Raw genomic sequence first — 14485 nt, forward strand, 5'->3', positions numbered from 1 at the left:
AGGCGATAGGCGGTCTTGGCGACCGCCGCGGGCCCGACTTCGAGCGTGAGCCGCACCGACACCGTATTGAGCGAGAGCGCGAGCGCCTGGGTCAGGGTCACCGGGCCGTGATACTCACGGCTGTAGTTCTCCGGCTTCCAGCCCTTGACCGCAATCGGCTTGTCCTCGCGGATGGTCTCGGGCGTGAGCCCCCGTTCCAGCGCGGCAAGATAGACGAACGGCTTGAACGCTGAGCCCGGCTGGCGCTTGGCGACGACGGCGCGATTGTATTGACTCTCGGCGTAGTTCTTGCCGCCCACCAGGGCGCGCACCGCGCCGTCGGGCGACATGGCGACGATCGCGCCCTGGGCGACGTCGAACTTCTGACCGCGCAGCGCGAGCTCGTCGACCAGCGACTTTTCGGCCGCTGTCTGCAGCGCGGGATCGATCGAGGTCTCGACCACGAGGTCCTGCTCGATGCGGCCCACGAGGTCGTCGAGCACGTCCATGATCCAGTCGGCGACGTAGTTGACGGAGCCGGCACCCGCTGGCTTCACGGCGTGGGCTGGTTGCGCGAGCGCGGTCTTCATCATGGTTTCGGTGATGAAGCCGAGCTCGCCCATGGCGGTCAGCACGGTCTGGGCGCGGCGCTCGGCGCCCGCGGGGTTGCGGTTGGGCGCCAGCCGCGAGGGAGATTTCACCACGCCGGCCAGCATCGCGGCCTCCGCGACCTTCACCTGGCGCGCCGACTTGCCGAAATAGCGCTGAGCGGCGGCCTCGACGCCGTAGGCGCCGGAGCCGAAATAGACGCGGTTGAGATAGAGCTCGAGAATCTGGTCCTTGGAATATTTATGCTCGAGCCAGAGCGCCAGGATCGCCTCCTGGATCTTGCGCGATATGGTGCGCTCCTGGGTGAGGAACAGATTTTTGGCGAGCTGCTGAGTCAGCGTCGAGCCGCCCTGCATGCCGCCGCGCCCGGTTATGTTGCGGGTCAAGGCGCGGGCGATGCCGATCGGGTCGACGCCCCAATGCGAATAGAAGCGGCGGTCCTCTATGGCGACGAAGGCCTTGGGCAGATAGGGCGGCAGATCGCCGAGCCGCACCGCGGCGCCGCCCGTGTCGCCGCGATTGGCCAGCAAATCGCCGTCCGCTGCGAGAATGGCGATGTTCGGCGGGCGCTTCGGGATCGCCAGAGTGTCGATCGGCGGCAGCTGCGCCGCATGATAGACGAACAGTCCGCCGACGCCGATCACGCCCCAGATGGAGAGCACGGCGCCCCAATAGACGAGCCCTCCGAGGCCCAGGCGGCTCGGCTTTTTGGCTTTCTTGGCTTTGGCGGCGCGCGGCGGCGGGGCGTCGTCGTCGTCCTCCGGCGGCGGCGCGCTCTTGCCTTTGCGTTTGGGTTTGGCCATGCGATCCTCTCGCGGGTCGGCGCGAAGATCGCCGTTCCCGTCGCCGTCGAAACGCGGTTCGCGGCGTTGTTTGTCGCGCGCCATGGGGGTTCCGCCGCCTCGGGTTCCTGTGCGTCGCGGCGTGATGCCCGCTGTCGACGCCGAGAGTAGCTTTAATGCTGTCGATTTAAGGGCCGGTTAAGCAAAGCGCGGCGCTTCTCGGCGTCGCCTCGTGGCGCAGATAGGAACTTATGCACAGACCGCCCGCCGATCCCCTTGCGGCTCTTGCGCTATTCGTTGCGGCTTGCCAAAGTCTCGCCCTTGGAGTGAAAAACCGCGGCACGGATCGAGCGCAATGAAAGTCACCATCGAGAGAGCGGCGCTGTTGCGCGCCCTCGGCCATGTTCACCGTGTAGTGGAACGGCGCACGACGATTCCGATTCTCGCCAATGTGCTCATCGACGCCTCGGCCGGGACGCTGCTGTTGAAGGCCACCGATCTCGATCTCGAGATCACCGAGAAAGTCCCCGCCGACGTGGCGCAGCCGGGGGCGACCACGCTGCCCGCCCATACGCTCTATGACATCGTCCGCAAATTGCCGGAGGGCGCGCAGGTCTCGCTCGAGGGGACCGGCGAGCAGGGCCAGCTCACCTTGCGCTCGGGCCGCTCGCGCTTCAATCTGCAGAGCCTGCCGGAGAGCGATTTTCCCGATGTCACCTCGGGCGAGTTCTCGCATCGCTTCGCGCTGCCGCCAGCGGACCTCAAGAAGCTGATCTTGAAGACGCAATTCGCCATCTCCAGCGAGGAGACGCGCTATTATCTCAACGGCATCTTCCTGCATGCGACCGAGGTCGAGGGCCATCAGCTGCTGCGCGCCGTGGCCACCGACGGCCATCGCCTCGCGCGGGTCGAGCTGCCGGCGCCGGCCGGCTCGGCGGGAATGCCCGGCGTCATCCTGCCGCGCAAGGCGGTGAACGAAATTCTGCGCCTCGTCGAGGACGCCGAGGGCGCGGTGGAGATCGAGCTCTCCACCAATAAAATGCGCTTCAGCTTCGGCGAGACCGTGCTGACGACCAAGCTCATCGACGGCACCTTCCCCGATTACAGCCGCGTCATTCCCGCCGGCAACGACAAGCGGCTGACCGTCGAGCGCGGCGTGTTCCGCGAGGCGGTCGATCGCGTCTCGACCATTTCCTCCGAGCGCGGACGGGCGGTGAAGCTCGCGCTCTCGGAAGGAAAGCTGGTGCTTTCGGTCACCAACCCCGATCAAGGCTCCGCGGTGGAGGAGATCGAGGCCGATTATGACGGCCCGCCGATCGATATCGGCTTCAACTCCCGCTATCTGCTCGACATCGCCGATCAGCTCGACAGCGACACGGCGCTGTTCCGCCTCGCCGATCCCGGCTCGCCGACGCTGATCCAGGACCGCGACGGCGCGAGCGCATTGTATGTTTTGATGCCGATGCGGGTGTGAGGTTTCGCGCGCAGACCCCCTCCCCAACCTGCGCGGGAGAGGGGGCGCACGCCGCCCTGCGACGTCACTTCAGCTCGAATTCCACCATCTCGATCGTCGTGTCCCCGGCGTTGCGCAGCGCGCGGGCGGGGCCGGCGTCGCGCCACTGAAACGCGCCCGGCTGCAGCGCCAAATTCTGCCCGGCGCCTTCCGCATCCGTCTCGATCAGCTCGCCGCCTTCGACGACGATCCGCACCCCGGGCGCGGTCTGCGTGAAAGCGGGGACGGTTTCTCCGGGCTTCAGCGCGAGGCGCCAGCCGCGCAGGCGCTCATTGTCGATGATCTGCTCGAAGCGGGATGGGCGGGCGGAGGGCGCGCGCCCTCGCGGCGCCGGCTCCAAAAGCTCGAAGCCGACGATGGCGAGCGCGCTATCCCCGACATTTTCCGCTTTGTGGGTGAGGCTCTGTTTGGAAAAAGCGCCGAAGCCGACCGCGCCGCGGGGCCAACGGATCGACGCCGGCGCGGCGTCGCCCCAATTCTGGACGAGGGTGGGGCTCTCGCGCACCACCACATAGGCGAAATCGCGGGAATGTTCGTGATAGGGCGCGATGCGATGGGGCGGCAGCAGCACATTCAGCATGGCGACGGCGTCGTTGCGGAAGACGGGCGCATGGAAGGGCGTCCGTTCCACGGGCAGAGTCGGCGCCCTGGTCTCGACGGTCTCCAACGCCCCGCCCGGCGCGGCGGCGAGCGTCGCGGCGAGGCAGAGGAATAAGCACAATGTTCGCGTCACGCGCGTCTCCCGCTGAAGGCCCGAGCCTTGCCAAAGATCGGCCCGTGACGCAATCTCGCCACCCCGGCCTGACCATTCGAGCGCCATGACTTATCTCCTCACGCATTTTTGGGCCTGGGGCGTCTCGGCCTTCGCGGTCGGGCTCGCGACGGCGCTCTCGGTCGCGAGACGGTCCGAGCGCGGGCCGGTCGCCGGCTGGCTGGTCTGGTTCGCTCTCGCTTTCGCCGCCGGTCTGCCGGTCGCCATGCTCGGGCTTTTGCCCGGGCGGTCCGGCTTCTGGCTCGAGACCGGACTGCTGCTTTTCCCCGCTTTTCTCGTCGGAGCGGGGCTCGGCGCGCTGCTCGGCCGCCATTCGCTGCGCGACAATGAGGGCTGGGCGATCGGCCTGCTGCCGCTGGCGTTGATCTGGCTCGGCGCCGATGTGCTGGCCACCCGCTCGGTGGAGCAGGATTTGAAGCGCAAGGCCGCGAGCGTGATCGAGAAGCTCGGCGGCGATCCGGCCTATCTCGATGTCGCCGGCCGCGACATTCGGCTGCCGCGCGACGCCGCCAATCGCGCCGCGGCGGAAGCGGAGATCGCGCAAATTCCCGGCGTCCGCCGTATCGCGGATGTGGATGGACTCGCCGGCTCCGCGGCCAAGAATTACGAGAACGCGGTGACCGCCCGCCGCGCCGCGCGCGAGGGCGAGGCGTCGCCCCCGCCTGCATCCGGCATTGCGCCCGCGCCCGATAGCGCCGAGCCTCCGCCGAACGGGGCAAAAGGCGCCGGCGCCCCGGCGGCGCCCTCGGGACCCGCCGCCAAGTCCAAGGACCAGGCGCGCAATGGCGTAAAGCCGGCGCCGGCTGCTCCGCCGGCGATTGCGCCCGATCTCGCCCGGCCCGTCGCTCCGGGCTCGACCGCCGCGCCCTCCGAGCCGGCCCGTTCCGCCACAGCGACCGGCGAGCCGGAGCAGAGCGCGGCGGCGGCGGCCATTCCGGCGAGCGGCGAGCTCGACGTTCCGACCTGCCAGAGGGCGCTGACCGGCGCTCTCGCCCGCGAGCCCGTTCGGTTCAGCCGGCAGGGCGCCGGTGTGCGGCGAGCCTCGACCGGGGCGCTGGATAAGGCCATCGGCCTGCTCCAGCGCTGCCCGCAGACGGAGGTCGACGTGCGCGTGCGCGCCGAGGGCGGCGATCGCCCGGCGCGGACGCTGGCGCGCGACCGCGCCGCCCGGATCGTCGATTATCTCGGCCGCATGGGCGTCGAGCGCGGGCGTCTCTCGGTCGCCGGCGAGAGCGGGCGGCCCGTGTCCAAGGGCGCGCCGGAGGCCGAGAGCGGGAGCGGCGTCGATTTCCTGTTGTCGCCGCGGCGATAGGCGAACCCTCCGCCGTATTGTGGACGCTATTGAATAGCCAAACTGCCGCGAACGAGATTCGCCCCTCGGCATCGGCGGGCGCGGATAGTCGCGGGCGGAATCGACGCCGCTTCGGAGCGAAGGGCGAGCGGCGGAGACGATGGGACCGAGAACGGAGCGGTGGGAGTTGCTCGGCGAAGGGCGCACGGCTGCGGCAAACTGCCTCACCCGGACGATCTTTTCCCCGGTCGTCTCTTTCCCGGCGCTCTGCTTCGCGCCGGCGCTCTGGCTCGCTCTGGCCGCGACCGCCGATCCGGCGCGCGCGGAAAGCCTACGCGGCGCCATCTCGACGATGACGCTCAAGCCGACGCCTGTCGTCGAGACGCTGACGAGCGCCGAGGACCAGCCCGAAATCACCGGAAAACGCTCGGAGCTGCGCAGCCTCGAGGATACGTTGACCATCTCGGCCGACAGCCGCCGCAAGATCGAGGCGGAGATCGAGACGCTGCGCGCCGACCGCGCGAAATTCAACGCGGCGCTCGTCGATGCGGTGCAGCGCGTCGGCGTGCTGGAGAAGCGTTCGGACGAGGTCGGCGCGAGGCTCGACGCCTCGGTGCAGAGCGAGCGGGCGCTGGTCCAATCGCTCGCCGGCCGCCGCGCGCTGATCGGCGAGGTGCTGCTCGTGCTGCAGCGCATGGGGCGCAAGCCGCCGCCGGCGCTGCTGGCCAAGCCCGAGGATATTCTGGAGAGCATTCGCGCCGCCATGCTGCTCGGCTCCGTGCTGCCGCAGATGCGCGCCGAGATCGAGACGCTGAAGTCCGATCTTTCGGAGCTGGTCGCGCTGCGCGGACGCATAGAGGCGGAGCGCGCGAGCCTGCTGGCCGAGCTCGAGCATTTGAAAGAGGAGCGCGTGCGTCTCGCCGCGCTGGTCGAGACGCGGCAGAAGGCGATGATGCTGGCGCAGAGCGCGCTGGATTTCGAGGCCGAGCGGGCGCGATCGCTGGCGGCCAAGACGACGACTCTGAAAGAGCTGATCGCCCGCATGGAGGGCGAGATCGAATCGGCGCGGCGCGCGGCGGATGCGGCGCGCCGCGCCGACGCCGAGCGCGCGGAGGCCGACGCCGCAATGTCCCAGGAGAGCCGCGTCAAGGCGCTGGCCGCCCCGTTCAAGGACCCCGCCCGTCTCGCTCCAGCCGTCGCCTTCGCCGATCTGAAAGGTCGGTTGGCGCTGCCTGCGGCGGGCGCGATCGTGAAGCGTTTCGGCGCCTCGGACGGCGCTGGCGCGACCGAGAAGGGCGTGTCGGTCGCGGCGCGGGAAAACGCGGTCGTGGCCGCGCCCAGCGACGGTTGGGTCGTCTTTGCCGGGCGTTATCGTTCGTATGGACAACTCTTGATCATCAACGCCGGCGGCGGCTATTATGTCACCTTGGCCGGGATGGACCAGATCTCCGTCGCCGTGGGGCAATTCGTCCTCGCCGGCGAGCCGGTGGCGAACATGGGCGGCGGCGCCGTCAGGACTGCGGCGGCCATTGCTATCGGCGCGAAACAGCCCATTCTCTATGTAGAGTTTCGCAAGGACGGAACGTCCATCGATCCGGGCCCATGGTGGGCGAAGCCGGAACTTCAGAAGGTTGGCGGATGATGCGCAAGGCCTCATTGATCATATCGGGAATCGTCATCGGGGCGGGATGCGCCACGCTCGGACAGAATGCGCGGCTATTGCTCGGCTCCCCGGCCTTCGCCGCCGCCGCCGACACCTATAAGAATTTGAGCCTCTTCGGCGACGTGTTCGACAAGGTCCGCGCCGACTATGTCGAGAAGCCGGACGAGCAGAAGCTCGTCGAATCGGCGATCAACGGCATGCTCACCTCGCTCGATCCGCATTCGAGCTACCTCGACGCCAAGGGCTTCAAGGACATGCGGACCCAGACCGAGGGCAAGTTCGGCGGCCTCGGCATAGAGGTCACGCAGGAGGACGGCCTGGTGAAGGTCGTGACGCCGATCGACGACACGCCCGCCTCGCGCGCCGGCGTGATGTCCGGCGACCTCATCTTCGCCATCGACGACGACAATGTGCAGGGCCTCACGCTCAATCAGGCCGTCGACAAGATGCGCGGCGCGATCAACACGGCGGTGAAGCTCACCCTTCTGCGCGGCAAGGACCGGGAGAAGATCGAGGTCAAGCTCACGCGCGCCGAGATTCACATCAAATCGGTGCGCTCGCACAAGGAAGACGACGACGTCGGCTATATCCGAATCTCCCAGTTCAACGAGGAGACCTCGGACGGCCTGCGCACCGCGATCCAGAAGTTCCAGCAGGAAATGCCCGGCGACAAGCTCAAGGGCTATATCGTCGATCTGCGCAACAATCCCGGCGGCCTGCTCGACCAGTCGATCCAGGTGGTCAACAGCTTCGTCGACCATGGCGAGATCGTCTCGACGCGCGGCCGCACGGCCGACGAGACGCAGCGCTACAATGCGCGGGCGGCGGGCGATATTTCCCGCGGCAAGCCGGTGGTGGTGCTGATCAACGGCGGCTCGGCCTCGGCTTCGGAGATCGTCGCCGGCGCGCTGCAGGATCACAAGCGCGCGACGATCCTGGGCACGCGTTCCTTCGGCAAGGGCTCGGTGCAGACGATCATCCCGCTCGGCGGCAATAATGGCGCGCTGCGCCTGACCACGGCGCGCTATTACACGCCGTCCGGCCGCTCGATCCAGGCCAAGGGCATCGATCCGGACATCACGCTGCTGCAGGATGTGCCGGACGAGCTCAAGGGCAAGGACGACACCAAGGGCGAGGCCTCGCTGAAGGGCCATCTCAAGAATGGCGAGGACGAGAAGACCGGCTCGCAGGCCTATGTTCCGCCGGACGCCAAGAAGGACAAGCAGCTGATCGCGGCGGTCGAGATTCTGCACGGCAAGTTCAAGCCGCAGACGGCCGAGCAGTCGAAGCCTTCGGAGCCGTCGAAGTCCAAAGTCTCCAATTGATCGCGACGCGGGCGGGGAGGGCGCCGAAGCCCTCCGCCGCTCGCGCCGTCTCGTTCCGCGGGCCGTCATGATCGCGTTTTCGTCTCTCGCCAATCCCGCCGTGTTCCTGCGGCTGACGCGGCGCGTCCTGCCCTGGCTGGGGGGCGCCAGCGCGCTGCTCTTCGGGCTCGGCCTCTATCTCGTCTTCTTCGTCTCGCCGGCCGATTACCAGCAGGGCGAGACGGTGAAGATCATGTATATCCACGTGCCGGCCGCCTGGCTCGCCATGTTCGCATACATGGTCATGACCTCGGCCTCGCTCGGCGTGCTGGTGTGGCGGCATCCGCTGGCCGACGCCGCGCAGAAGACCGCCGCGACGCTCGGCGCCGCCTTCACCTTCGTCTGCCTCGTCACCGGCTCGCTCTGGGGCAAGCCCATGTGGGGGACATTCTGGGTGTGGGACGCGCGCCTCACCTCCATGCTGATCCTCTTCCTGCTCTATCTCGGGCTGATCGCGTTGCGCCAGACGATGGAGGACAGTCCGCGCGGCGCGCGCATAGCGGCGATCATGACGCTCGTCGGCTTCGTCGATATTCCGATCATCAAATATTCCGTCGACTGGTGGAACACGCTGCATCAGCCGGCCTCTGTGTTCCGCGCCGGCGGTCCGACCATCGCGCCCTCCATGCTGTGGCCGCTGATGATCATGGCGCTGGGCGCGACGGCGCTGTTTCTCGCCATGCATCTGATGGCGATCCGCAATGAAATCCTGCGTCGCCGCGTCGCGCGGCTGACGCTGCAATCGGCCGCCGCCGGCGAAGAGGGCGGCGCCGCGGGCGAATTGCTGGAGCCGGCGCAGTGACCGACGAGCATTGGGGCTATATCGCGCTGGCCTATGGCGTGACGGCGGCGACCATTCTCATCCTGCTCATTCGCATTTTGCTCGAGCATCGACGCCTGCGCGGCGAGCTCGCGCGCCTCGACAAGAATGGCGCGGGCGAGCGTGGGGAGACGCTATGAGCGTGCAGCAATCCCCTGCGCCGCGCGGCCGGCTGGCGCTGTTCCTGCCGCTCGCGATCTTCGCGGCTCTCGCCATTCTCTTCTTCGCGCGTCTCTTCGCGGGCGACGCCTCGCGGCTGCCCTCCGCGCTCATCGGCAAGCAGGCCCCGGCCTTCGCGCTTCCCGCTCTGCCGGGGCTCGCCGGCGTCGGCGGCCTGGCCGGCGACGATCTGCGCAAGGGGCATGTGAGCGTCGTGAATGTCTTCGCCTCCTGGTGCGCGCCCTGCCGGGCGGAACATGCGCAATTGCTGGCGCTCGCCAAAGACCCTGCGCTCGTGAGCGCCGGCGTCGCGCTCGCCGGCCTCGCCTATAAGGACGAGCCGGCCAATGCGCGGCGCTTCCTGGAAGACGTCGGCAATCCCTATGCCGCGATCGGCGTCGATCTCGCCGGGCGCGTGGCGATCGACTTCGGCGTCTATGGCGTGCCGGAGACATTCGTCATTCGCGGCGACGGCGCCATCGCTTATAAATTCGTCGGGCCTCTGACCCGGCAGGCTCTGGAAGAGATTCTGCTTCCCGAGATCGAGAAGGCGCTCGCAACGACGCGCGCCGCAGCGCTCGCCGACGCGCAGAAGTAGGCTTCTATTAACCTTAACTTAACGTTGCCTCTGCCATGAGTGTCTGGCGGCGGTTCAGCTTTCCGATCGACCGGGCTTCGGCTCGGAGGCGGGCGTCGGCCTGCCGCGCCTGCGATCCGGCGCGGTCCGAGCGCGTCGCGGTCGACCATTCGTTGCGGATGGGCGCAGAAATTAGAGGGTGATAGCTTGCGCGCTGTTGTTCCCACGGGATTGCGCATACGGTCGGCGATGCTGCTGTCCTTCATCGCAGTGATCGCTTTCGTGCAGGCTGTCGCGAGCTGGCGACTCTTCGCCGCCGCCAGCGGCTGGGAGGCCGCGCGCGATCCGAGGCTGGCGACGCTCTTTATCGGTCCCGTCCTCATCGCCCTCGTCTGCATTTTGGGCGTCGTCGCCATGCGCACGCGCGTCGTCGCGCCCCTCGCCGCCGTGACCGAGGCGATCCGCCGGCTCGCCGACGGCGACACGTCCTATCGGCTCGAGATCGACGAATGTTCCGAGAGCGTGCGGCGCCTCGCCGAGGCTTTTGTCGATCTTCGGCAGGTCATCCTCGACCATCGCGCCGACGAGAGCCTGATCGCCGACGCCAATGCGACGCAGGCGCGCATCGTCCAGCTGCTCGGCGACGGGCTGGCCAAGATCGCCGAGAAGGATCTGACCTTTCGATTGACCGACGAGGTTCCCGGCTCCTATCGGCGGCTGCAGATCGATTTCAACACAGCGGTCGGCCAATTGTCCGAGGCGATCGGCGAAATGGCCGAGAGCACCAAGCTGCTGGGCTCCGGCATGCAGGAGACCGTCGCCGCGGCCGATGATCTGTCGCGGCGCACCGAGAGCCAGGCCTCCAATCTCGAGGAGACCGCCGCCGCGCTCGCCCAGATCACCGAGACCGTCACGCAGACGGCGGAAGACGCCGGGAGCGCGCGGCAGATCGTTTCCGAAATGAGCTCCGAGGCGGAGGCCAGCGGCGGCATCGTGCGGCAGGCGATCGGCGCCATGGGCGATATCGAGCAATCGTCGAAGAAGATTTCGCAGATCATCGGCGTCATCGACTCGATCGCGACGCAGACCAATCTCCTGGCGCTGAATGCGGGCGTCGAGGCGGCGCGCGCCGGCGATGCGGGGCGCGGCTTCGCCGTGGTGGCGGCCGAGATCCGCGACCTCGCCCGCCGCAGCGCCAAGGCCGCCAAGGAGATCGACACATTGATCTCGGTCTCCAACGCGCAGATCGTCCGCGGCGTCTCGCTCGTCGGCGACACCGGCGAGGCGCTCTCGCATATCGTCGAGGAAATCGGGCGCGTCAACGGCATGGTGGCGGAGATCGCCGATCGCGCGCGCCAGCAGGCGGCGGCGCTGAACGAGGTGAATGGCACCGTCCGCCAGATGGATATGATCACGCAGCAGAACGCCGCCATGGCGGAGCAGACCACCGCCGTGAGCCATGGCCTCAGCGAGAAGACGCGGCGGCTGATCGAGTTGATCTCGCGCTTCCGCATCCCCCGCGAGCATGACGCCCGCGCGCACGACGCCTCGGCCTCGCGTGCGGCCGGACCGCGCCTCGTCGCCTCCGGCGGCGACGCCTACGAGCCGCGTCGCGTCGGCGCGCCCGACCGACGCCTGGGCGCGAGCGATCGTCGCAGCCGGGCCTGGACGGATTTTTGAACGCGCATGACAATGAGAGCGAAGCAATTCACCCCACTCGTTCCGCGACGCGCGGCTTTGGCGCTGGCGGCCGCGCTCGGCCTTTCGGCCTGCGCCAAGACCACACGGGACATAGAGCCGGCTCCGGTCGATCCGGCGCTCTTCGCCGGCGCCGATTGCGCCCAGCTGGTGGCGCGGCGCGCCCGCATCTCGCAGACGCTGATCTTCTCCGGCTCGGCTCAGGATCAGATCGCGGCCGACGATCGCACGCGCACCCTCGGCGTCCCGACGCCGATGGGGACGCCGTTCGAGAGCGACCGCGAGCCGGAGATCGCGCGGCTCAAAGGCGAGCTGCACGCCGTCAATGCGCAGATGGACGCGCAGCGATGCGGGCCGGACTTCCGGTGACGCTCCGCGCGAGGCGGACGCGCCGCCGCAACGAGGGGTTGTCTATCGGATTGATTCCAGCGGGGCCTTACTGTAGGGCTCGAAACGAGCGGCTGTCGCCGGTCAGCGATTGGAGGTCGCCGTGACACAGGTCGATCGACCCTCTTCACCGGGCAGCGACGCGGAGACGGCCTCGCCCGCCGCGCTCGGACCTTTGTCCATCGCCGATTGCCGCGACCTGGAGCCGCTGCTGCGTCGTGAATTGGAGACGCTCGATTACGAGCTGCGTGGCGTCGTGAACCGCGTGCTGGCCGAGGTGGAGGACGCCGGAGGCGACGCCGCGCCATTTCTGCGCGCGGCCGCGACCGTGCTTCTGTCTGTCGCCGCGGGCTCGATGGAGACGGCGGCCGAGCGCGCGCGCGAGCCGGCCGATGTCGGCGCCTTCAAGGATGTCGCCGAGGATGTCGCGCAATGGGCGAAAAGCCGCAAGCTGCGCGCGCTGCTGACCGACGAGGCGTAAGCGCGCTCAGAAGAATTCGAGCTCGCCGGCCGGATGATCCGTTCGCCCGTCGTCGTCATGATCGCCGAGGCGCGCGGCGAGCTCGGCGAGCTTGACGCTGCGCGAGGCCGTCCCGCCGGAAATTCGCCAATCGGGCCGCGCCAGCTCCGCCAGCGCGCAGACGAAATCCGAGAGACCCGAGAGCGTCTGCTCGATCGCGTCGATCGCCTGCGCCGAGTGGATGAGCTCGTGCTTTTCCTTCACATTGCTCCATTCGACGCCGTCGACGAGACAATGGAGACGATCCGTCTCCTTGGCCGCATTGCGCAGCTCCATGGCCAGCCGCGAGAGGACCTCGGCCAGCGGCTCGGGTCGCTCATTCGCGCCGCAGGGCGAGGTCGTCTTCGGCTCTGTCATCAGAACAGCTCCAGTGATCCGGCGGCCGGCAGCTTCGGCATGACGATCGGCGGCGGCGCGGCATGGGGCGTCGAGCCGGAGAGAAGGCTCTGTCGCGCGCGTCCGGACACCGGCTCATATTCGACGCGTCGTCCCCTGTCGCCGCCGAGATGCTCGGCGACGAGGCGGATGCCCTCGTTCTTCAGAAAGCGCTTCGCGAATTCGGCGTTGCGCGCGCCGATGTCGGACAGGCCTTCCATCATGCGCGCGCCGCCGAACAATTTCCCTTCGAGACGATCGCGCCGCGCGCCTTTCTTCAGCAGGCCGTTGACGAGCAGCTCCATGAGATGCACGCCGTAACGCTCGGCCTCGCCGTTGCGCGACGAGGTGAAGTCGCCGGGCAGCAGAAAATGATTCATTCCTCCGACGCCGGCTTCGGCGTCCCTGAGGCAGGCGGCGACGCATGATCCGAGAACCGTCGCGAGAACGGCGTTGGGATCGTCGAGCACCCGATATTCACCCTGGATGATGTGGATTCGCTTGATGCCTGGGTTCATTTGCGTCACGCGAGTTTGCCGATGATCGCTTCGAGCGCTTTTTTCAGGGCCGGAACGGTGAATGGCTTGGTAAGGAAATTGTTGACGCCGAGCTTCACCGCATTCTCGAGCAGCGTCTTGTCGGCGCGCCCCGTCAGCATGATGAACGGAACTTTCTTCGTCGGATTGTAGTTGCGGATCGCCTTCAGCAGGCCGAGGCCGTCGAGCTTGGGCATGTTGAAGTCGGAGATGACGAGATGCGCGGGAGTGGCCATCATGAATTGCAGCGCCTGCTCGCCGTCGCCGGCGAAGAAGATGTTGCGCACGCCGAGTTCCTCGAGGCCGTCGCGAATGAGCATGCGGCTCGTGCTCGTGTCGTCCACGATCAAGATTCTCAACTGGTCGGTGATGGCCATGGATTCCCCCGTGCTATTATTGGTTCGTCGAAGTGAGGATATGAGCGGCGATGCGCTGCAGCGTGAGCTGCTTTCCGACTCCGCCGATCTCGAAGGCCGCCTTCGGCATGCCGTAGACGAGCGAGCTCGCCTCGTCCTGGCCGATCGTCTCGGCGCCGGTGTTGCGCATCGCGAGCAGCCCTTGGGCGCCGTCGCGGCCCATGCCGGTGAGGATCACGCCGAGCGCGTTGCGACCGGCGCACTGCGCGATGGAATTGAACAGCACGTCGACCGAGGGACGATGACCGTTCACCGCTTCCGTATTGGCGAGTCGGCAGCGATAGCCGCCGACATGCTTCACCACTTCGAGATGGGCGCCGCCGCCGGGCGCGAGATAGACGCGGCCGGGCAGAATCGGCGCGCCGTCCACCGCTTCGGCGACCTGCGGCTTGCACATGCGATCGAGCCGCGCGGCGAAGCTCGCCGTGAACACCGGCGGCATATGCTGGGTGACGATGGTCGGCGGACAATTTTCGGGGAACTGCGACAAAATCGTGAGCAGCGCCTCGACGCCGCCGGTCGACGAGCCGATCGCGACGAGACGTCCGTCCGGCGCGTAGCGTGAGGACGCGGACTGCGGGTCTCGACGCGCGGCGGCGGACGCCATCTCCTGACGCAGCGGCTCCAGCCGGCCCATGGGCGAGGCCGCGATCGCCTTGATCTTCGCCGGCAGCGCGTCGAAAGAGCGCGGGTCCTTGGCCGAGGGCTTGGCGACGCAGTCGAAGGCGCCGATCTCCAGCGCCTTGATCGTCGTCGAAGCGCCGCGCTCCGTCATCGTCGACACCATGATCACGCGCGTCGGACGCAGCCGCATGATCTTCTCGAGAAATTCGAGGCCGTTCATATTCGGCATTTCGACATCGAGCGTGACGACGTCCGGATCGAGCGTCTTGATGGCCAGCCGCGCCTCGAGCGGATCGGCGGCCTCGCCGACGACGGAGATGGCGGGGTCCCGACAGAGCGTCGCCGCGATGAGTCCTCGCATGGTGGCGGAATCGTCGACGATCAGCACACGAACAGACAT

Annotated in this window: 16 protein-coding genes; 10 read left to right on the top strand and 6 right to left on the bottom strand. The window is 67.8% G+C overall.

The window, feature by feature from the left end; genetic code table 11:
• Positions 1-1475, bottom strand: a 1475-nt coding sequence (locus tag VIF40_RS13315) for a transglycosylase domain-containing protein (protein WP_331937996.1), incomplete at its 3' end; no start/stop codon positions are given.
• Between the two features lie 250 nt (positions 1476-1725).
• Here VIF40_RS13315 and dnaN point away from each other — a divergent pair.
• Complete coding sequence (dnaN, locus tag VIF40_RS13320; protein WP_331937997.1) at positions 1726-2844, top strand: DNA polymerase III subunit beta; 1119 nt, start codon at positions 1726-1728, stop codon at positions 2842-2844.
• Between the two features lie 64 nt (positions 2845-2908).
• Here dnaN and VIF40_RS13325 read toward each other — a convergent pair whose 3' ends face one another.
• Positions 2909-3616 carry a hypothetical protein gene (locus VIF40_RS13325; protein WP_331937998.1) on the bottom strand — a complete coding sequence of 236 codons (708 nt, stop codon included), beginning with the start codon at positions 3614-3616 and terminating at the stop codon, positions 2909-2911.
• An 85-nt stretch (positions 3617-3701) separates the two neighbouring features.
• Between VIF40_RS13325 and VIF40_RS13330 the strand changes: the two genes are divergently transcribed.
• The 9 genes from VIF40_RS13330 to VIF40_RS13370 all read left to right on the top strand — a co-directional run bounded on the left by VIF40_RS13330 (position 3702) and on the right by VIF40_RS13370 (position 12095).
• Entirely contained in the window at positions 3702-4967 is a 1266-nt protein-coding gene (locus VIF40_RS13330) for a hypothetical protein (RefSeq protein WP_331937999.1), read from the top strand.
• Between the two features lie 139 nt (positions 4968-5106).
• The gene (locus tag VIF40_RS13335) at positions 5107-6588 is read left to right on the top strand and encodes a murein hydrolase activator EnvC family protein (protein WP_331938000.1); all 1482 of its coding nucleotides are present in this window, start codon (positions 5107-5109) and stop codon (positions 6586-6588) included.
• Complete coding sequence (locus VIF40_RS13340) at positions 6585-7934, top strand: S41 family peptidase (RefSeq protein ID WP_331938001.1); 1350 nt, start codon at positions 6585-6587, stop codon at positions 7932-7934. Before VIF40_RS13335 ends, VIF40_RS13340 begins: the two co-directional genes overlap by 4 nt.
• Before the next feature lie 67 nt (positions 7935-8001).
• Positions 8002-8775, top strand: a complete 774-nt coding sequence (locus VIF40_RS13345; RefSeq protein ID WP_331938002.1) for a heme ABC transporter permease — start codon at positions 8002-8004, stop codon at positions 8773-8775.
• The gene (ccmD, locus tag VIF40_RS13350; RefSeq protein ID WP_331938003.1) at positions 8772-8933 is read left to right on the top strand and encodes a heme exporter protein CcmD; all 162 of its coding nucleotides are present in this window, start codon (positions 8772-8774) and stop codon (positions 8931-8933) included. The genes VIF40_RS13345 and ccmD overlap by 4 nt, the downstream gene beginning before the upstream one ends.
• A complete protein-coding gene (locus VIF40_RS13355; protein ID WP_331938004.1) occupies positions 8930-9550 on the top strand; it encodes a DsbE family thiol:disulfide interchange protein in 621 nt (206 codons plus the stop codon). Before ccmD ends, VIF40_RS13355 begins: the two co-directional genes overlap by 4 nt.
• Before the next feature lie 186 nt (positions 9551-9736).
• Complete coding sequence (locus VIF40_RS13360) at positions 9737-11209, top strand: methyl-accepting chemotaxis protein (RefSeq protein WP_331938005.1); 1473 nt, start codon at positions 9737-9739, stop codon at positions 11207-11209.
• A 12-nt stretch (positions 11210-11221) separates the two neighbouring features.
• A complete protein-coding gene (locus VIF40_RS13365; RefSeq protein WP_331938006.1) occupies positions 11222-11596 on the top strand; it encodes a hypothetical protein in 375 nt (124 codons plus the stop codon).
• 121 nt (positions 11597-11717) lie between these two features.
• Positions 11718-12095 (top strand): hypothetical protein, encoded by a 378-nt coding sequence (locus VIF40_RS13370; protein WP_331938007.1) that lies wholly within the window; start codon positions 11718-11720, stop codon positions 12093-12095.
• Positions 12096-12101: 6 nt separating this feature from the next.
• On the opposite strand, the gene VIF40_RS13375 is transcribed toward VIF40_RS13370, so the two are convergent.
• From VIF40_RS13375 to VIF40_RS13390, 4 genes are read right to left on the bottom strand one after another with little or no spacing between them, the layout of a single operon-like run.
• Positions 12102-12491: a hypothetical protein gene (locus VIF40_RS13375; protein ID WP_331938008.1), complete on the bottom strand. Its 390-nt coding sequence runs from the start codon at positions 12489-12491 to the stop codon at positions 12102-12104.
• Entirely contained in the window at positions 12491-13027 is a 537-nt protein-coding gene (locus tag VIF40_RS13380; RefSeq protein ID WP_331938009.1) for a chemotaxis protein CheD, read from the bottom strand. Before VIF40_RS13380 ends, VIF40_RS13375 begins: the two co-directional genes overlap by 1 nt.
• A 5-nt stretch (positions 13028-13032) precedes the next feature.
• Positions 13033-13422: a response regulator gene (locus VIF40_RS13385; protein ID WP_331938010.1), complete on the bottom strand. Its 390-nt coding sequence runs from the start codon at positions 13420-13422 to the stop codon at positions 13033-13035.
• 16 nt (positions 13423-13438) lie between these two features.
• Positions 13439-14485, bottom strand: a complete 1047-nt coding sequence (locus tag VIF40_RS13390; RefSeq protein WP_331938011.1) for a chemotaxis response regulator protein-glutamate methylesterase — start codon at positions 14483-14485, stop codon at positions 13439-13441.

The sequence above is a fragment of the Methylosinus sp. genome (assembly GCF_036560965.1).
Taxonomy (GTDB): Bacteria; Pseudomonadota; Alphaproteobacteria; order Rhizobiales; family Beijerinckiaceae; genus Methylosinus.